This window comes from Streptomyces flavalbus (assembly GCF_042674625.1).
GTDB lineage: Bacteria > Actinomycetota > Actinomycetes > Streptomycetales > Streptomycetaceae > Streptomyces > Streptomyces flavalbus.
The window spans coordinates 2,010,361-2,027,837 of record NZ_JBHTEB010000001.1; the positions used below are offsets into that span (position 1 = coordinate 2,010,361).

Annotated in this window: 22 protein-coding genes and 1 pseudogene; 1 reads left to right on the plus strand and 22 read right to left on the minus strand. The window is 72.6% G+C overall.

Features of this window, described 5'->3' with window-relative positions; genetic code table 11:
* Nucleotides 1-154: 154 nt before the first annotated feature.
* The 11 genes from lgt to hisI all read right to left on the minus strand — a co-directional run bounded on the left by lgt (nucleotide 155) and on the right by hisI (nucleotide 8,978).
* Nucleotides 155-1,102, minus strand: coding sequence for a prolipoprotein diacylglyceryl transferase (lgt, locus tag ACFQZ6_RS08860; protein WP_381606380.1), 948 nt, complete (start codon nucleotides 1,100-1,102; stop codon nucleotides 155-157).
* 155 nt (nucleotides 1,103-1,257) lie between these two features.
* Nucleotides 1,258-2,037 (minus strand): DsbA family protein, encoded by a 780-nt coding sequence (locus ACFQZ6_RS08865; RefSeq protein WP_381606382.1) that lies wholly within the window; start codon nucleotides 2,035-2,037, stop codon nucleotides 1,258-1,260.
* Nucleotides 2,038-2,124: 87 nt separating this feature from the next.
* Nucleotides 2,125-2,943 carry a tryptophan synthase subunit alpha gene (gene trpA / locus ACFQZ6_RS08870; protein WP_381606383.1) on the minus strand — a complete coding sequence of 273 codons (819 nt, stop codon included), beginning with the start codon at nucleotides 2,941-2,943 and terminating at the stop codon, nucleotides 2,125-2,127.
* The gene (gene trpB, locus ACFQZ6_RS08875; RefSeq protein WP_381606385.1) at nucleotides 2,940-4,223 is read right to left on the minus strand and encodes a tryptophan synthase subunit beta; all 1,284 of its coding nucleotides are present in this window, start codon (nucleotides 4,221-4,223) and stop codon (nucleotides 2,940-2,942) included. Before trpB ends, trpA begins: the two co-directional genes overlap by 4 nt.
* 61 nt (nucleotides 4,224-4,284) lie before the next feature.
* A complete protein-coding gene (gene trpM, locus ACFQZ6_RS08880; RefSeq protein ID WP_381606387.1) occupies nucleotides 4,285-4,506 on the minus strand; it encodes a tryptophan biosynthesis modulator TrpM in 222 nt (73 codons plus the stop codon).
* 34 nt (nucleotides 4,507-4,540) lie between these two features.
* Entirely contained in the window at nucleotides 4,541-5,350 is an 810-nt protein-coding gene (gene trpC / locus ACFQZ6_RS08885) for an indole-3-glycerol phosphate synthase TrpC (protein ID WP_381606390.1), read from the minus strand.
* Between the two features lie 131 nt (nucleotides 5,351-5,481).
* Nucleotides 5,482-5,928: a DUF2752 domain-containing protein gene (locus ACFQZ6_RS08890; protein WP_381606392.1), complete on the minus strand. Its 447-nt coding sequence runs from the start codon at nucleotides 5,926-5,928 to the stop codon at nucleotides 5,482-5,484.
* A 77-nt stretch (nucleotides 5,929-6,005) separates the two neighbouring features.
* The gene (locus ACFQZ6_RS08895; RefSeq protein ID WP_381618155.1) at nucleotides 6,006-6,254 is read right to left on the minus strand and encodes an HGxxPAAW family protein; all 249 of its coding nucleotides are present in this window, start codon (nucleotides 6,252-6,254) and stop codon (nucleotides 6,006-6,008) included.
* Nucleotides 6,255-6,372: 118 nt separating this feature from the next.
* Entirely contained in the window at nucleotides 6,373-7,026 is a 654-nt protein-coding gene (locus tag ACFQZ6_RS08900) for a TIGR02234 family membrane protein (protein WP_381606394.1), read from the minus strand.
* Nucleotides 7,027-7,083: 57 nt separating this feature from the next.
* Nucleotides 7,084-8,580 carry an anthranilate synthase component I gene (locus ACFQZ6_RS08905; RefSeq protein WP_381606396.1) on the minus strand — a complete coding sequence of 499 codons (1,497 nt, stop codon included), beginning with the start codon at nucleotides 8,578-8,580 and terminating at the stop codon, nucleotides 7,084-7,086.
* A gap of 11 nt (nucleotides 8,581-8,591) precedes the next feature.
* Nucleotides 8,592-8,978 carry a phosphoribosyl-AMP cyclohydrolase gene (gene hisI, locus ACFQZ6_RS08910; protein WP_381606398.1) on the minus strand — a complete coding sequence of 129 codons (387 nt, stop codon included), beginning with the start codon at nucleotides 8,976-8,978 and terminating at the stop codon, nucleotides 8,592-8,594.
* Between the two features lie 83 nt (nucleotides 8,979-9,061).
* Between hisI and ACFQZ6_RS08915 the strand changes: the two genes are divergently transcribed.
* On the plus strand, nucleotides 9,062-9,697 hold the full coding sequence (locus ACFQZ6_RS08915; RefSeq protein WP_381606400.1) for a TIGR03085 family metal-binding protein: 636 nt from the start codon (nucleotides 9,062-9,064) through the stop codon (nucleotides 9,695-9,697).
* A 22-nt stretch (nucleotides 9,698-9,719) separates the two neighbouring features.
* Here ACFQZ6_RS08915 and ACFQZ6_RS08920 read toward each other — a convergent pair whose 3' ends face one another.
* The 11 genes and pseudogenes from ACFQZ6_RS08920 to hisD all read right to left on the minus strand — a co-directional run bounded on the left by ACFQZ6_RS08920 (nucleotide 9,720) and on the right by hisD (nucleotide 17,347).
* The gene (locus ACFQZ6_RS08920; protein ID WP_381618158.1) at nucleotides 9,720-10,952 is read right to left on the minus strand and encodes an MFS transporter; all 1,233 of its coding nucleotides are present in this window, start codon (nucleotides 10,950-10,952) and stop codon (nucleotides 9,720-9,722) included.
* Nucleotides 10,953-10,966: 14 nt separating this feature from the next.
* Nucleotides 10,967-11,341: a hypothetical protein gene (locus ACFQZ6_RS08925; RefSeq protein ID WP_381606402.1), complete on the minus strand. Its 375-nt coding sequence runs from the start codon at nucleotides 11,339-11,341 to the stop codon at nucleotides 10,967-10,969.
* Nucleotides 11,338-11,556: a hypothetical protein gene (locus ACFQZ6_RS08930; RefSeq protein ID WP_381606404.1), complete on the minus strand. Its 219-nt coding sequence runs from the start codon at nucleotides 11,554-11,556 to the stop codon at nucleotides 11,338-11,340. The genes ACFQZ6_RS08925 and ACFQZ6_RS08930 overlap by 4 nt, the downstream gene beginning before the upstream one ends.
* Before the next feature lie 81 nt (nucleotides 11,557-11,637).
* Nucleotides 11,638-12,392: pseudogene (gene hisF / locus ACFQZ6_RS08935) on the minus strand (imidazole glycerol phosphate synthase subunit HisF).
* Nucleotides 12,389-12,793, minus strand: a complete 405-nt coding sequence (locus ACFQZ6_RS08940; protein WP_381606406.1) for a RidA family protein — start codon at nucleotides 12,791-12,793, stop codon at nucleotides 12,389-12,391. The pseudogene hisF and the gene ACFQZ6_RS08940 overlap by 4 nt, the downstream one beginning before the upstream one ends.
* Nucleotides 12,790-13,518: a bifunctional 1-(5-phosphoribosyl)-5-((5-phosphoribosylamino)methylideneamino)imidazole-4-carboxamide isomerase/phosphoribosylanthranilate isomerase PriA gene (gene priA, locus ACFQZ6_RS08945; protein ID WP_381606407.1), complete on the minus strand. Its 729-nt coding sequence runs from the start codon at nucleotides 13,516-13,518 to the stop codon at nucleotides 12,790-12,792. The genes ACFQZ6_RS08940 and priA overlap by 4 nt, the downstream gene beginning before the upstream one ends.
* The gene (gene hisH / locus ACFQZ6_RS08950; RefSeq protein WP_381606408.1) at nucleotides 13,518-14,177 is read right to left on the minus strand and encodes an imidazole glycerol phosphate synthase subunit HisH; all 660 of its coding nucleotides are present in this window, start codon (nucleotides 14,175-14,177) and stop codon (nucleotides 13,518-13,520) included. Before hisH ends, priA begins: the two co-directional genes overlap by 1 nt.
* Entirely contained in the window at nucleotides 14,168-14,332 is a 165-nt protein-coding gene (locus ACFQZ6_RS08955) for a hypothetical protein (protein ID WP_360213920.1), read from the minus strand. Before ACFQZ6_RS08955 ends, hisH begins: the two co-directional genes overlap by 10 nt.
* Entirely contained in the window at nucleotides 14,329-14,922 is a 594-nt protein-coding gene (hisB, locus tag ACFQZ6_RS08960; protein ID WP_381606410.1) for an imidazoleglycerol-phosphate dehydratase HisB, read from the minus strand. The genes ACFQZ6_RS08955 and hisB overlap by 4 nt, the downstream gene beginning before the upstream one ends.
* Entirely contained in the window at nucleotides 14,919-16,025 is a 1,107-nt protein-coding gene (locus tag ACFQZ6_RS08965; protein ID WP_381606412.1) for a histidinol-phosphate transaminase, read from the minus strand. The genes hisB and ACFQZ6_RS08965 overlap by 4 nt, the downstream gene beginning before the upstream one ends.
* Complete coding sequence (gene hisD / locus ACFQZ6_RS08970) at nucleotides 16,022-17,347, minus strand: histidinol dehydrogenase (RefSeq protein ID WP_381606414.1); 1,326 nt, start codon at nucleotides 17,345-17,347, stop codon at nucleotides 16,022-16,024. The genes ACFQZ6_RS08965 and hisD overlap by 4 nt, the downstream gene beginning before the upstream one ends.
* Between the last annotated feature and the right edge of the window lie 130 nt (nucleotides 17,348-17,477).

The following is a 17,477-nucleotide window of genomic DNA, read 5'->3' on the forward strand; positions in this document are numbered from 1 at the left end:
GGAGCGTTCTTAGACTTAATCCACTTCTCGACAACATCGAGATTACGCCCCTGATTCCGTGCCCGCCAGCAAGGAAAGCCTGCGCTTACCTGCGGTTTTGCACGACGAAGGCGCCCGGGGAACCCCGGGCGCCTTCGTGTGAACATGCCAGTCGTCAGCCCTTCTTCGCCGACCCCGCGCCGTCCTTGGCGTCGGCGTCGGCGTCGGCGTCGGCCTCCGCGTCCTTCTCCGCATCCACCTTGGCCTCCGCCTCGCCGTCCTCGGCCTCCGCCCCGTCAGCGGTGGCGGCGCCCGGCTCCACCACCGGCTCGCGGCCCGGGCGCTTGCGTGCCGAGACGACGATGTAGGTGACGGCGAGCAGGAAGACCAGCAGCGCGGTCCAGTTGTTCAGCCGCAGCCCGAGGATGTGGTGCGCCTCGTCGACGCGCATGTACTCGATCCAGAACCGGCCCGCGCAGTACGCGGCGACGTACAGCGCGAACGCCCGGCCGTGGCCCAGCTTGAAGCGCCGGTCGGCCCAGATGACGAGCACGGCGACGCCGACGCACCACAGGGACTCGTACAGGAACGTCGGGTGGTAGTACCCCGGCAACCGGCCGTCCGCGGAGGAGGTGATGTGCAGGGCCCACGGCAGGTCCGTCTCCTTGCCGTACAGCTCCTGGTTGAACCAGTTGCCCCAGCGGCCGATGGCCTGCGCGAAGGCGATGCCGGGGGCCACGGCGTCGGCGTACGCGGGCAGCGGGATGCCGCGGCGGCGGCAGCCGATCCACGCGCCCAGCGCGCCGAAGGCGATCGCGCCCCAGATGCCGAGGCCGCCCTCCCAGATCTTGAAGGCGTCCACCCAGTCACGGCCCTCGCTGAAGTACAGCTCGTAGTCCGTGATCACGTGGTAGAGACGGCCGCCGATCAGGCCGAAGGGCACCGCCCAGACCGCGATGTCGGCGACGGTGCCGACCCGGCCGCCCCGGGCGATCCAGCGCCGGTTGCCGAGCCAGACGGCCACGAAGACGCCGATGATGATGCAGAACGCGTAACCGCGCAGCGGAACGGGGCCGAGGTGCAGCACTCCGCGCGACGGGCTGGGGATGTAGGCAAGTTCCATGGCAAGGCTGACGCTACCCTGCCGGACCCACCGCACGGCGGGCGGCCCGGCTACGGGTCCATAACAGGCGCCCCGCCCAGCCCCCTCCCGGCCCGCCCTCAGCCCCTGGCCCAGCCCGCGCGCCACCCGAGCCCGGCCCTCCGCTCGGCTACCGCTCAGCCCTGCCCGGACTGCCGCTCCACCATCTGCTTCAGCTTCGCCGGGGTCATCGTGCGGTCCTGGACGATGTTCTTCCCGCCGAACAGCACGGTCGGGGTGCCCGTGAAGCCACCCGCGCGGAAGGCCTCGTTGGACTTGTCGACCCAGCTATGGTGCTTGCCGTCCCGCACACAGGCGCGGAACGCCGGGGTGTCCAGCCCCTTGACCTTGCCCGCCAGCTCGATGAGTCTGCCGGTGTCGGCGAAGGCGTCGTCGGTCTCCAGCGGCTGCTCGTCGTAGAGCACGTCGTGGTAGGCGGCGAAGTGCCCGGCGTCCTGGGCGCAGGCCGCGGCGTTGGCGGCCTCGCGGGAGCCGCTGCCGCGCATGTTGCCGTCGATGATGGTGGCCAGGTGGTACTCCACCTTGAGCTTCCCGGCGTCGGTCAGCTCGTGGATCGTCGGCCGGTAGGTCACCTCGAAGGACTTGCAGGCCGGGCAGCGGAAGTCCTCCCAGACGGTGAGCGTGGACCTGGCGCTCTCCTCGCCGACCGGGATGGCCAGCCCGTCCTTGCCCTGGGCGCCGGAGGGCGCCACCACCGGGCCCGCCTTCTCACCGCCGTCGTCCCTGCCCGCGTTGGCCGCGACCACGCCGACCACCGCCGCGAGACCGAGCACGCCGACCACGGTCACGCCGACGATCAGCCCGCGCCGCCGCTTCTCCGCGCGCCTCTGCTTCTCACGCTCGACCGCCAGCCGCTCCCGGGCGGTCCGCTTTCCCTCACGGTTCTTCTCGCTCACACCCCGCAGAACGAACCGGGGAGGCGCACCGCGCCTCCCCGGTCCCAGGTCCACCCGTTCGAGGGACCCGCAGCACAAGCTGGCCCGCTACGCCCGCCCGCGCACGCCCTCCGCCAGCTCCCCGGCGAGGTCCCGCACGCCCCGCACGCCCGCGGCGTGGTCGGGCGCGTCCAGCATCCGCTTGACGAAGGCCGAGCCGACGATCACGCCGTCCGCGAAGCCCGCGACCTCGGCCGCCTGGGCGGCGTTGGAGACGCCGAGGCCGACGCAGACGGGCAGCTCGGTGCCGGTGGCGCGGGTGCGTTCCACCAGGTCCTGGGCCTGCGCGCCGACCGACTCCCGGGTGCCCGTGACGCCCATCAGGGAGGCGGCGTAGACGAAGCCGCTGCCCGCCGCGGTGATCTCGGCGAGCCGTGCGTCCCTGCTGCTCGGCGCGACCACGAACACCGTGGCGAGCTGGTGCTTCTCGGCGTGCTCGCGCCACAGCGCGGACTCCTGCACGGGCAGGTCGGGCAGGATGCACCCGGCGCCGCCCGCCTCGGCCAGCTCGGCGGTGAACCGCTCGACGCCGTAGCGGTCGATGGGGTTCCAGTACGTCATCACGAGCACCGGCTTCCCGGTGGCCTCGTACGTCTCCCGCACCGTGCGCATCACGTCGGCGATCCGCACGCCGCCGCGCAGGGCGATGTCGTCGGCGGTCTGGATGACGGGGCCGTCGAGGACCGGGTCGCTGTGCGGCAGCCCGACCTCCACGACGTCGGCGCCACCGTCGAACGCGGCCTTGATCGCCTCGATGCCGCCGTCCACGGTCGGGAACCCGGCCGGGAGGTAGGCGATCAGCGCGGCGCGCCCCTCGGCCTTGGCCGCGGCGAGGGTGTCGGTCAACAGCCGGATGTTCCCGCTCACTTGGCGTCCCCCTCGATCTCGGCGGTGCCGGAGGCGTCCTCGGCGACCTCGGCGTCGGTGTCGTACAGGCCGAAGTAGCGGGCGGCGGTGTCCATGTCCTTGTCGCCGCGCCCGGACAGGTTGACGACGATCAGCCCGTCCTTCCCCAGTTCCCGGCCGACCTCCAGGGCGCCCGCGAGGGCGTGGGCGCTCTCGATGGCCGGGATGATGCCCTCGGTGCGCGACAGCAGGCGCAGCGCCTGCATGGCGGCGTCGTCGGTGACCGCGCGGTACTCGCCGCGTCCCGAGTCCTTGAGGTAGGAGTGCTCGGGGCCGATGCCCGGGTAGTCCAGGCCCGCGGAGATCGAGTACGGCTCGGTGATCTGGCCCTCGTCGTCCTGGAGGACGTAGGACCGGGAGCCGTGCAGGATGCCGGGCTCGCCCGCGGTGAGGGTGGCCGCGTGCTCGCCGGTCTCGACGCCGTGCCCGGCGGGCTCGCAGCCGATCAGGCGGACGGAGGCGTCCGGGATGAAGGCGTGGAAGAGGCCGATGGCGTTGGAGCCGCCGCCGACGCAGGCGATCGCCGCGTCGGGCAGCCGTCCGGCCGCCTCCAGGAGCTGGCGGCGGGCCTCGACGCCGATGACGCGGTGGAAGTCGCGGACCATCGCCGGGAAGGGGTGCGGACCGGCGACCGTGCCGAACAGGTAGTGGGTGTGGTCGACGTTGGCGACCCAGTCGCGGAACGCCTCGTTGATGGCGTCCTTGAGGGTGCGGCTGCCGGACTTCACGGCGATGACCTCGGCGCCGAGCATCCGCATCCGGGCCACGTTCAGGGCCTGGCGGCGGGTGTCGATCTCGCCCATGTAGATCGTGCAGTCCAGGCCGAACAGCGCGCAGGCGGTGGCGGTGGCCACGCCGTGCTGTCCGGCGCCGGTCTCGGCGATGACCCGGGTCTTGCCCATCCGCCTGGTGAGCAGGGCCTGGCCGAGCACGTTGTTGATCTTGTGGGAGCCGGTGTGGTTCAGGTCCTCGCGCTTGAGGAAGACCCGGGCGCCACCCGCTTCCGCGGCGAACCGGGGGACCTCGGTCAGCGCCGAGGGGCGGCCCGTGTAGTGGACGAGGAGGTCGTCCAGCTCGCGGGCGAACTCGGGGTCGTGCTTGGCCTTGTCGTACTCGACGGCGACCTCGTCGACGGCGGCGACGAGGGCCTCCGGGATGAACTTGCCGCCGAACGCGCCGAAGTAGCCTTCGGGGCTCGGGACCTGACCCTCCGGGTCAGGGATGAAGAACTCGCTGGGCATGGTGAAACCTCACGGTGAGTGTTCTTGCGTGAAGACGAATCGCCGTGGGGCGGGAGGTCGTCTAGCGGCTGCGGGCCGGTTGTGGCCGATCGCGCAGTTCCCCGCGCCCCTGGAAGGGGCGCTGCCATCGACGCCCGTTGACCTGCCCAGGTTCGTCACCGATCACGTACCGCACCCGGCGCCCGTGGACACGCCGCGCGGGCGCGCGGCAGCCGCGGGGGCGGCAGCCTCGGGCCAGGCGCGCGTACGGGTCCCTGGTCGGCAGGGTGATCGGGAGAGTCATCGGGAGAAATAGTAGCGGCGTTCGGCCGTCCGGGTCAGTCGCGGCCGTGCCGCAGCGCCGGGTGGGTGCCCGCGGCGACCAGGTCGGCCACGGCGGCCTTGGGGTCGCGGCCGGTGACGAGGGACTCGCCGACGAGGACGGCGTTGGCGCCCGCGTTGGCGTAGGCGATGAGGTCGTGCGGGCCGCGCACGCCGGACTCCGCGACCTTGACGATCGTGTCCGGGATCTCGGGGGCGACGCGGTCGAAGGTCGTGCGGTCGACCTCCAGCGTCTTGAGGTTGCGCGCGTTGACGCCGATGACCTTGGCGCCCGCGTCGACCGCGCGGTCCACCTCGTCCTCGTCGTGCACCTCGACCAGCGGGGTGAGCCCGATGGACTCGGCGCGCTCGATCAGCGACTCCAGGGCGGCCTGGTCGAGCGCGGCGACGATCAGCAGCGCGAGGTCGGCGCCGTACGCGCGGGCCTCCCACAACTGGTACGACGTGACGATGAAGTCCTTGCGCAGCACGGGGATGTCCACGCGCGCGCGGACGGCCTCCAGGTCGGCCAGCGAGCCGCCGAAGCGGCGCTGTTCGGTGAGGACGGAGATGACGGACGCGCCGCCCGCCTCGTAGTCCGCGGCGAGTCCGGCCGGGTCCGCGATGGCGGCCAGCGCGCCCTTGGACGGGCTGGAGCGCTTGACCTCGCAGATCACCTTGACGCCGTCGCCGCGCAGGGCGGCGGCGCCGTCCCGGGCCGCGGGGGCCTTCGCCGCGCGCTCCTTCAGCTCGTCGAGGCTGACGCGCGCCTGCCGCTCCGCGAGGTCGGCACGGACTCCGTCGATGATCTCGTCGAGCACACTCACGCGAGCGGCCCCCTTCCAGACGGCACTGATTTCGGCAGAAAACCTATGGTCACTGCGATGGTATCCGCAGGACGGCTGAGGCCCCGCATCCGGTTGACGCCGATTCCACTACCTGGACGTTCGGCACATGATCAAGGATGTAGCCAGCCACCGAACGGCAGGTTCCGGACAACGGTGAACAGCAGCAACAACGTCCCCACGGTCCACAGGTGCGCGTTGCGCAGTTCGAACCGCGTCGGCCGTCCGCGTGCCGCACGCACGACCCAGACGGCCCATACGACGGCGAAGAGGGCGTAGCCCGCGACGGCCACCGCGTTCGCCTGGAGGGCCGCCCCGAGGTCGCCGTGCACCACGGCGTGGGCGCTGCGCAGCCCGCCGCAGCCGGGGCAGAACACGCCGGTGTAGTACAGCAGCGGGCAGGCGGGGTAGTGGCCGGGCTCGTTGGGGTCGACGGCGCCGACGTACGCGAAGGCGGCGGCGACGGCGGCGAGCATTCCGGCCGGGACGGCCAGTCGCCCGGCCAGGCTGCCCGCGACGGGCGGCGTCACGCTCGGGTGGTCGGCATTCACGCTAGGCATTGTGCCCCGTGCTGGCCCGGAGCGCGCCAGAGGGGCGGCACCGGTGTCCGTACCGGCCGCCCCTCGGGGATGTCGGGTCAGCTCTTGGCGCTGGCCGTCGTGGTGTCGGTCATCTTGAGGGGCTGCGCCTTGGGGGCGCCCAGGCCCATCGCCCGCATGATGCCGCCGACGACGCCGCCGAGGGCGATGACGACCATCCCGGCCCAGAAGCCCACCGGGTTGTCCGCCACCATGAACAGGCCCGCCACGCAGAACCCGATGAAGGTGATGATGACACTCGTCCAGGCGGCCGGGGTGTGACCGTGACCGTGGCTGCTGCCCGCCATTGCTTGCTCCTCGTTGCCGTGTACTTGGGTGAGCCTGCCGCTCACGGGCCCATTGTCCCGTACGGACGCGCGCGGCGTGAGCGGGGGGCACCCGTACGCGACCGTACGGGAGCGGCTCTCACGCCGGGTCGGCGCCCGCCGTCGGGTCCTCGCCGCGGTCGAGGGCCTTCCACAGGTCCTCGGGGCGGTCCGGGTCGGGCGTGGCGGCGGCGCGGCGCGGGCGGGGGGCGCCGGAGCGTTCGTAGCGGCCGGACATGGCGGGCCACAGGCGGCCGTAGCGCAAGGCGAGGAGTCCGGCGACGAGGATGAGCGCGCCGCCCGCGGCGGCGACGTACGGCCACGCGGTGTGGCTGAGGGCGTCGACGGTGGCAGAGGTGTCGCCGGAGACCTGCGCGGCCTGCTCGTCGAGGGCGCCGCGGTCGGAGGCGCCGAGCAGCGCGGCGACGAGCGTGCCGACGCCGGAGAGCGCGAGCAGCGCGGCGACCGCGTACCGCCCGCTGCGGCGGACGGCGAAGACGGCGACGAGCGCGGCGAGGCCCACTATGGCGAGGGCGGCGGGGACGCCGGTGACGTCACTGCCCTTGGCGGTCAGCGGGAAGGCGCCACCGGCGACGGTGGCGGTGCCCTCCGACCACTGCTGGCGGGTGGCCAGCAGCGCCACGGCCGCGCCGATGGCGCCGCACAGCAGCGCCACGGCGAGGCTCCGGCGGCTGGCCCGCGCGGGTTCCGCGGCTTCGGGACGGGGGTGAGGTACGGCAGTCACGTACTCCACTATGGCGTGCGCCGCGGGGGAACCCTCACCCGGGTTCACGTGAGAAGCGCCCCATTTTCACGCGCGGTTGGTCTCCGTCCCGCCCAGTCGGCCCGCCGTGTGGACCGCGCGCAGCACCGCCGCGGCCTTGTTGCGGCACTCGTCGTCCTCCGCGACGGGGTCGGAGTCGGCGACGATCCCGGCGCCCGCCTGCACGTACGCGGTGCCGTCGCGCAGCAGGGCGGTGCGGATGGCGATGGCGGTGTCGGAGTCGCCCGCGAAGTCGAGGTAGCCGACGCAGCCGCCGTACAGACCGCGCCGGGACGGCTCCAGTTCGTCGATGATCTGCATGGCGCGCGGCTTGGGCGCGCCGGAGAGGGTGCCCGCGGGGAAGCAGGCGGTGAGCACGTCGAAGGCGGTGCGGCCCGGGGCGACCCGGCCGGTGACCGTCGACACGATGTGCATGACGTGCGAGTACCGCTCGACGGACATGAAGTCGACGACCTCCACGGAGCCGGGCTCGCAGACCCGACCGAGGTCGTTGCGGCCGAGGTCGACGAGCATGAGGTGCTCGGCGCGCTCCTTGGGGTCGGCGAGCAGTTCCTCGGCGAGGGCCTGGTCCTCCTGCGGGGTGGCGCCACGGCGCCTGGTCCCGGCGATGGGGTGCAGCATGGCCTGCCCGTCGGCCACCTTCACCAGCGCCTCGGGGGAGGAGCCGACGACGTCGAAGCCGTCGAAGCGGAACAGGTACATGTACGGCGAGGGGTTGGTGGCCCGCAGCACCCGGTAGACGTCGAGCGCGCTGGCCGTGCACGGGGTCTCGAAGCGCTGGGAGGGGACGACCTGGAAGGCCTCCCCCGCGCGGATGCGCTCCTTGATGTCCTCGACGGCGCGCTGGAAGTCGGGGCCGCCCCACAGCGCGGTGTACTCGGGCAGCTCGGAGGGCGGCAGCACGGCGGGCGGCTGGGCGACCGCGCGCGTGAGGTCGGCCTCCATCGCGTCGAGCCGGGCCACGGCGTCGGCGTACGCCTCGTCGACGCCGGTGTCCAGGTCGTTGTGGTTGATCGCGTTGGCGATCAGCAGGACCGAGCCCTCCCAGTGGTCCATGACGGCGAGGTCGCTGGTGAGCAGCATGGTCAGCTCGGGCAGCCGCAGGTCGTCGCGGTCGCCGGGGCCGATCTTCTCCAGGCGGCGCACGATGTCGTACCCGAGGTAGCCGACCATGCCGCCGGTGAAGGGCGGCAGGCCCTCCTGGTGGGGGGTGTGCAGGGCCTCGATGGTGGCGCGCAGGGCGGCGAGCGGGTCGCCGTCGACGGGGACGCCGACGGGCGGGGCGCCGAGCCAGTGGGCCTGGCCGTCGCGCTCGGTGAGGGTGGCGGCGGAGCGCACGCCGACGAAGGAGTAGCGGGACCAGGAGCGGCCGTTCTCCGCGGACTCCAGCAGGAAGGTGCCGGGGCGCTCGGCGGCGAGCTTGCGGTAGAGCGCGACCGGGGTGTCGCCGTCGGCGAGGAGCTTGCGGGTGACGGGGATGACGCGGCGGTCGGTGGCCAGCTTGCGGAACGTGTCGAGGTCCATGGCGGCCGACCCTACTGATCCGCGGCGGCCGGGGAGCCGTCCTTGAGCAGGACGTCGGCGTCGAAGCAGGTGCGCGCGCCGGTGTGGCAGGCCGCGCCGACCTGGTCGACCTGGACGAGGACGGTGTCCGCGTCGCAGTCCAGGGCGACGGACTTCACCCACTGGAAGTGTCCGGAGGTGTCGCCCTTGACCCAGTACTCCCGGCGGCTGCGGGACCAGTAGGTGCACCGGCCGGTGGTCAGCGTCCGGTGCAGCGCCTCGTCGTCCATCCACCCGAGCATCAGCACCTCACCGGTGTCGTACTGCTGGGCGATGGCGGGCAGGAGACCGTCGGCGCTGCGCTTGAGGCGGGCGGCGATCTCGGGGTCGAGGCTGCTGGACGGCGGAGTGCTGGTCATGGGTGCCATTGTGCCGGGCGGCACTGACATCCCCGGCGGGATGTCCACTGGGCGGACCGCGGCGCCGGTCATAGGCTGACCCCATGTCAACCTTTGCCCAGCGTGAACGGCTCCTCCTCGCCGACCTCCTGGAGACCGCGGGCCCGGAGGCCCCGACCCTCTGTGAGGGCTGGCAGACCCGTGACCTCGCCGCGCACGTCGTGGTGCGCGAGCGCCGCCCCGACGCCGCCGGAGGCATCCTCATCAAGCAGCTCGCGCCCCGTCTGGAGCGGGTGATGGAGGAGTTCGCGGCCAAGCCGTACGAGGAGCTGATCCAGCTCATCCGCACCGGCCCGCCCCGCTTCTCTCCCTTCTCCCTCAAGCAGATCGACGAGGCGTCGAACATCGTCGAGTACTACGTCCACGCCGAGGACGTCCGGCGCGCCCAGCCCGACTGGTCGCCGCGGGAGCTGGACCCGGTCTTCCAGGACACCCTCTGGTCCCGGCTGGAGCGCTCGGCCCGGCTGATGGGCCGCGGCGCGCCGACCGGCCTGGTGCTGCGCCGCCCGGACGGCCAGACGGCGGTCGCCCACCGGGGCGCGCCGGTCGTGACGGTGACCGGTGAGCCCTCGGAGCTGGTGCTGTTCCTGTACGGCCGCCAGAGCGCCGCCAAGGTGGAGCTGGACGGCGACGAGAACGCGATCGCCAAGCTGCACGAGAGCAAGCAGCTCGGCATCTAGCGACCCGCTGGCGGCCCGCTGTTCAGCGTGGGAGCTCGGCGCGGCGCAGCTCCCGCGCGCCCAGGACGACGACGCCGCCGAGCCCGCAGACCGCCGCGCTGGCCACGAACACCGGGCCGGTTCCCCAGGCGCCGATGGCCGTGGCGGTCAGCGGCATGGTCAGCGGCGCCACTCCGAGGCTGACCAGGGAGGCGACGGCGGTGACCCGGCCGAGGCGGGCCGGGTCGGACTGGGTCTGGAGCAGCGCGCCGCACAGGATGCCGCTGAGCCCGGCGAGCAGCCCCACGAGCAGGGCGATGCCGACGGCGGCGGGGACACCGGGCGCGTGGGCGAGCGCGCCGATGGCGACCGAGCCCGCGAGGATGGCGTACGCGGCGAGCCTCCCGGCGTGCGGCAGCCGTCCGCGCACGGTGAGCAACAGGGCGGCGGCACCGGCGCCGGTGGCGAACCCGGCGACGACCCAGCCGAGCCCGGCGGCGCCCCAGCCCCGTTCGTCGGCGAGCAGGGTCACGCCGACGTTGAGCGGACCGACGAAGCCGAGGTCACCGAGGGCGATGGCCAGCATCAGCGGGGCGAGGACGCGGTGCTGGCGGATGTAGCGCAGCCCGGCGACCAGGTCCCGCCAGGCGGTGCCGCCGTCGCGGTCGTCGTCGGGCGGCAGCTCGCGCACCCTGACGGAGACCAGCAGGGGTACGGATACGGCGATCAGCAGCCCGGCGACCGTGAACGCCGCCGTCGCTCCGCCGACGGCCACGGCGAGCCCGCCGAGCGGTGCCCCGAGGACGCTGGCGCAGCGGCTGGCGAGGCCGCGCATCCCCTGCACCCGCGCGAGCTGGTCGCGGGACGTCACGCGCGCGGGGAGGGCGCCCACGGCGGGCAGGAAGACGGCGTCGACGGTGCCGAAGACGAGGGCGAGCAGGGCGAGCGCCCACAGTCCGGGGCTGGCGAGCGCCAGCAGCGCCGCCACGGCGAGCACGGCCGCGCACCGCACCACGTCACTGCCGATGACGACCCGCCGCGGCCCGAACCGGTCGGCGACCACTCCCCCGCCCAGCAGCAACACGGCCCGCGGCAGCGCGCTCACCGCCATCACCACGCCCGCCTGGGCCGCGCTCCCACCCCGCACGGCGGCCCACGACAGGGCGATGTAGTAGACGTTGTCCCCCACCATCGAAACGCCGTACGCGGCAACCCACCGCAACACGTTGCCGTCCCGGTGAGCGGGCCTGGCCGGGTCAGTGGTGGCCGACGGTATGTCGGCTTCGAGGGTCACGCCGCCCAGTCGCGCAGGAGGCGGGCGGCCTCCTGGAGACCGGCCTTGCCGCCTCGGACGTCCCGGACGAGTTGGGCCATCGCGCCTGGCGGTGGCGCGATCGGGGTGCCGGACTGCTCCATGTACTCCCATGCGCACATGGCGCCGATCAGGCCGTTGTAGTCCTCGAAGGGGGCGAGCAGCACGATGGTCTGCAGGAGCACGGCCGCGCGGGTGGGCGTCTCCTCGTAGTACGCCTCGTCGGCGAAGCGCTCGAACCTGTGCCGCTCCACGGCCGCGTGCAGCGCTCCCCAGTCGCGCAGTGCGGGATCCGTGGGCGTGTTGCCGTACTGGACGCCCAGGATCCAGCCCGCGTCGATGCGGAGGGTCACCGGTCGCCCTCCGGGAAGGCGTCCAGGAACTCGGGGGCGAGCGTGCGGAACTTGGCGCTCGCGCCCTCGATGAACCGCTGCCGCTGCCGCCGCCGCACGACGTCCTCGGTCAGTATGTCGTGCGCCAGCCGCTTGATCGCGACGCCTTGTTCCTTGGCCTCCGCGCGCAGCTCGGCCAGCTCTTCCTCGGTGAACTCGATGGTGATCCCAGGCATACGAGCACCATAGGGGGGTCGGTACCTCGCCCGCTACCGACTGCGCTACCGGCGGGCGAGGCGCCGAACTCGCGTCCGGTGTCAGCGGACCGGGTGCCCCGCCCCCCGCAGGGTCTCCTTCACCTCGCCGATCCGCAGGTCGCCGAAGTGGAAGACCGATGCCGCCAGGACCGCGTCGGCGCCCGCCTCGATGGCGGGGGGAAGTGGGCGAGGGTGCCCGCGCCGCCGGAGGCGATGACGGGGACCGTGACGTGCTTGCGGACCGCGGCGATCATCTCCAGGTCGTAGCCGTCCTTCGTGCCGTCCGCGTCCATGGAGTTCAGCAGGATCTCCCCCGCGCCCAGCTCCGCCGCCCGGTGCGCCCACTCGACCGCGTCGATGCCGGTGCCACGGCGGCCCCCGTGGGTCGTCACCTCGAACGAACCCGACGCCGTGCGGCGCGCGTCCACCGAAAGGACCAGCACCTGGCGGCCGAACCGCTCCGCGATCTCCTGGATCAGCTCCGGCCGGGCGATCGCCGCCGTGTTGACGCCCACCTTGTCCGCGCCCGCGCGCAGCAGCTTGTCGACGTCCTCGGCGGTGCGCACGCCACCGCCGACCGTGAGGGGGATGAACACCTGCTCGGCGGTGCGGCGCACCACGTCGTACGTCGTCTCGCGGTCGCCGGACGAGGCGGTGATGTCCAGGAAGGTCAGCTCGTCGGCGCCCTCCGCGTCGTACACCTTCGCCATTTCGACGGGGTCGCCCGCGTCGCGCAGGTTCTGGAAGTTCACGCCCTTGACGACCCGGCCGTTGTCGACGTCCAGGCAGGGGATGACTCGGACCGCCAGGGTCATGACTGTTCGGCTCCTCTGAATGCTTCTATCTCTACTTCGACCAGGATGCGCGGGTCGACGAACCCCTCCACGACCAGGAGGGTCGAGACCGGCCGGACCGTGCCGAAGAACTCCTTGTGGGCCCGGCCCACGGCGTCCACGTCCCGCGCGTGGCTCAGGTACATCCGGGTGCGGACCACGGAGTCCACGCCGAGCCCGAACTCGGCGATCGCCTCGATCGCGCTGGTGAAGGCCACCTTCGCCTGTTCGTACGGGTCGCCCTCCCCGTACAGCACGCTGCCCTTGAAGGACGTCGTGCCCGCCACCAGCACCCGGTCGCCCGCCGCGACGGCGCGCGCGAAACCGAAGGTCTCTTCCCAGGGACTTCCGCTCTGCACGCGCCGCACGGCCTCGGACGTCATGACGACACAGCCTCCAGGGCCTCTTCCAGGGTGAACGCCTTCGCGTACAGGGCCTTCCCGACGATCGCGCCCTCGACACCGAGCGGGACCAGGCTGGCGAGCGCGCGCAGGTCGTCCAGGGAGGAGACGCCGCCGGAGGCCACCACCGGGCGGTCCGTCGCCGCGCAGACGTTCTTCAGCAGCTCCAGGTTGGGGCCCTGGAGGGTGCCGTCCTTGGCGATGTCCGTGACGACGTACCGCGCGCAGCCCTCCTTGTCGAGGCGCTCCAGCGTCTCGTACAGGTCGCCGCCGTCGCGGGTCCAGCCGCGCCCACGGAGGGTGGTGCCGCGTACGTCGAGACCGACCGCGATCTTGTCGCCGTGCTCGGCGATGACCTTGGCGACCCACTCCGGGGTCTCCAGCGCGGCCGTACCGAGGTTCACGCGCGTGCAGCCGGTGGCGAGCGCGGCGGCGAGGGAGGCGTCGTCGCGGATGCCGCCGGACAGCTCCACCTTGATATCCATCGCCCCGGCGACCTCGGCGATCAGCTCCCGGTTGTCGCCGGTGCCGAACGCGGCGTCCAGGTCGACCAGGTGCAGCCACTCGGCGCCCGCCCGCTGCCAGGCCAGGGCGGCCTCCAGCGGGGAGCCGTACGACGTCTCGGTACCGGACTCGCCGTGCACCAGGCGGACGGCCTGGCCGTCGCGGACGTCCACCGCGGGGAGGAGTTCGAGCTTCGAGGGCATCAGAGGGTTCCGATCCAGTTGTTCAGTAGCTGCGCTCCGGCGTCGCCGGACTTCTCGGGGTGGAACTGCGTCGCCCACAGGGCGCCGTTCTCCACGGCGGCCACGAAGGGCTTGCCGTGCGTCGACCAGGTGACCTTGGGCGCGGCCATGGCCGGGTTGTGCGCCTCCAGGTCCCAGTCGTGGACGGCGTAGGAGTGCACGAAGTAGAAGCGGGCGTCGGCGTCCAGGCCCGCGAAGAGTTCGGAGTCGGCCGGGGCGTCGACGGTGTTCCAGCCCATGTGGGGCACGATGTCGGCCTGGAGCGGCTCGACCGCGCCGGGCCACTCGTCGAGGCCGTCGGTCTCGACGCCGTGCTCGATGCCGCGGGCGAACAGGATCTGCATCCCGACGCAGATGCCCATGACGGGCCGACCGCCGGACAGCCGACGGTCGATGATCCAGTCGCCGCGGGCCTCCTTCAGGCCGCGCATACAGGCGGCGAAGGCGCCGACGCCGGGGACGAGGAGCCCGTCGGCGTTCATGGCCCTGTCGTAGTCACGGGTGATCTCGACGTCGGCCCCCGCGCGCGCGAGGGCGCGTTCGGCGGAGCGGACGTTGCCGAAGCCGTAGTCGAAGACGACGACCCGCTTGGCCGTCGATCCGGTGCTGCTCAATTCCACACCTCCAGCCGCAGGACGCCCGCGACGAGACAGAGCGCGGCGCCGAGGGAGAGCAGCACGATCAGGCCCTTGGGCATCTGCTGCCTGGCGAACGAGTAGACGCCGCCCGCGAGGAACAGGCCGACGAGGATGAGGGCGGTCGAGGCGCCGTTCACAGCGCGCCCTTGGTGGACGGGAGGATGCCCGCGGCGCGCGGGTCCCGCTCGGAGGCGTAGCGCAGCGCCCGCGCGAGCGCCTTGAACTGGCACTCCACGATGTGGTGCGCGTTGCGCCCGTAGGGCACGTGCACGTGCAGCGCGATCTGCGCCTGGGCGACGAAGGACTCCAGGATGTGCCGGGTCATCGTGGTGTCGTACTCACCGATCATCGGCGCCATGTTCTCGGGCTCGGTGTGCACGAGGTAGGGGCGGCCGGACAGGTCGACCGTGACCTGGGCGAGGGACTCGTCCAGCGGGACCGTGCAGTTGCCGAAGCGGTAGATGCCGACCTTGTCGCCGAGGGCCTGCCTGAAGGCGGCGCCGAGGGCGAGGGCGGTGTCCTCGATGGTGTGGTGCGAGTCGATGTGCAGATCGCCCTCGGTCTTCACGGTGAGGTCGAACAGACCGTGGCGGCCGAGCTGGTCGAGCATGTGGTCGTAGAAGCCGACACCGGTCGCCACGTCGACCTTGCCGGTGCCGTCGAGGTCGATCTCGACGAGGACCGAGGTCTCCTTGGTGACCCGCTCCACGCGTCCCACGCGGTTCATGCGTTCTGCTCCTTCTTCAGTTCACGGGCCGCGTCGAGGAACGCGTCGTTCTCTTCGGGCGTCCCGGCGGTGACCCGCAGCCACCCCGGCACGCCGTTGTCCCGGACCAGGACGCCCCGGTCGAGGATGCGCCGCCAGGCGGCGTGGGCGTCGTCGAACCGGCCGAACTGCACGAAGTTCGCGTCGGACTCCGTGACGTCGTAGCCGAGGGCGCGCAGCTCGACGACCAGCCGGTCCCGTTCGGACTTGAGCTGCTCGACGTAGCCGAGCAGGGTGTCGGTGTGCTCCAGGGCGGCCAGCGCGGTCGCCTGGGTGACCGCCGACAGGTGGTACGGCAGCCGGACGAGCTGCACGGCGTCGACGACGGCCGGGTCCGCGGCGAGGTAGCCGAGCCGCAGGCCCGCCGCGCCGAACGCCTTGGACATGGTGCGGGAGACGACCAGGTGCGGGCGCCCCGCCAGCAGCGGCAGCAGCGAGTCGCCGTGGCTGAACTCGGCGTACGCCTCGTCCACGACGACGATCGACGGCTTCGCCGCCTGCGCGGCCTCGTAGAGCGCGATGACGCTCTCGCGCGGGACGGCGTTCCCGGTCGGGTTGTTCGGCGTCGTGACGAACACCACGTCCGGGCGGTGCTCGGCGATCGCACGCTCGGCGGCGGCCACGTCGATGGTGAAGTCGTCGTTACGGGGACCGGAGATCCAGCCCGTTCCCGTGCCGCGCGCGATCAGGGTGTGCATCGAGTACGACGGCTCGAAGCCGATCGCGGTCCGGCCGGGCCCGCCGAAGGTCTGGAGGAGCTGCTGGATGACCTCGTTGGAGCCGTTGGCGGCCCACACGTGAGCGAGGCCGACCTCGTGGCCGGTGGTCTTCGTCAGGTACTCCGCGAGCCGAGTGCGCAATTCGACCGCGTCCCGGTCGGGGTAGCGGTTGAGGTTGCGGGCGGCGTCGCGCACCCGCTCCGCGATCCGCTCGACCAGCGCCTCGGGCAGCGGGTAGGGGTTCTCGTTGGTGTTCAGCCGTACCGGGACGTCGAGCTGGGGCGCGCCGTAGGGGGACTTGCCGCGCAGTTCGTCCCGGACCGGGAGATCGTCAATGCGGGTCACTTGCTCTCGGGTACCTTCCAGTCGAACCGCGCCTTGATCGCCGCGCCGTGCGCGGGCAGGTCCTCCGCCTCGGCCAGCGTCACCACGTGGTGCGCGACCTCGGCGAGCGCCTCGCGCGTGTAGTCGACGACGTGGATGCCGCGTAGGAAGGACTGCACGGACAGGCCGGAGGAGTGGCAGGCGCAGCCGCCGGTGGGCAGCACGTGGTTGGACCCGGCGGCGTAGTCACCGAGGGAGACCGGCGCCCAGGGCCCGACGAAGATCGCGCCCGCGTTCCGCACCCGGTCGGCGAGGGCGGCGGCGTCGGCGGTCTGGACCTCCAGGTGCTCGGCGCCGTAGGCGTCGACCACGCGCAGGCCCTCCTCCATGCCGTCGACCAGCACGATCGCGGACTGCCTGCCTTCGAGGGCGGGCACGATGCGGTCCTCGACGTGCTTGCTGGCGGCGACCTGCGGGGCGAGTTCCTTCTCGACCGCGTCGGCCAGCGCCGGGGAGTCGGTGACCAGCACGGCGGCGGCGAGCGGGTCGTGCTCGGCCTGGCTGATCAGGTCGGAGGCGAGGTGCGCCGGGTCGGCGGTGTCGTCCGCGAGGATGGCGATCTCGGTCGGCCCGGCCTCCGCGTCGATGCCGATCCGGCCGGTGAAGTAGCGCTTGGCGGCGGCGACCCAGATGTTGCCGGGGCCGGTGACCATGTTGGCGGGCGGGCAGGACTCGGTGCCGTACGCGAACATCGCGACCGCGGTCGCGCCGCCCGCCGCGTACACCTCCTCGACGCCGAGCAGCGCGCACGCGGCGAGGATCGTCGGGTGCGGAAGGCCGTCGAACTCGGCCTGCGCGGGCGAGGCGAGCGCGATCGAGCCGACCCCGGCCTCCTGCGCGGGGACGACGTTCATGACGACCGACGACGGGTAGACCGACCGGCCGCCGGGCGCGTACAGCCCGACGCGGTCGACGGGCACCCACTTCTCGGTGACGGTGCCGCCGGGCACCACCTGGGTCGTGTGCGTCGTGCGGCGCTGGGCGCGGTGCACGAGGCGGGCGCGGCGGATGGACTCCTCCAGGGCCGCGCGGACGGCCGGGTCAAGGGCGTCCAGGGCGTCGGTGAGCGCCTGGGCGGGGACCCGGACGGAGGTGAGGCGTACGCCGTCGAACTTCTCGGCGAAGTCGATCAGCGCCGCATCGCCCCGATGATGCACGGCCTCGCAGATGGGACGCACCTTCTCCAGGGCGGCCGCAACGTCGAAGTCGGCTCGGGGCAGCAGGTCGCGCAGGGCGGGACCCTCCGGGAGGGCGTCGCCGCGCAGATCGATTCGGGAGATCACAGGCCCAATTCTCGCAGACCCGCGCGGGCCGCCGTCCGCGCGTATCAGGTGCTGATACGGCGCACGGAACATTCTGCTCACTTTCTGTGTTCGCGACGTCACTCAGCGGGAATGAACAGGTGTACGAACA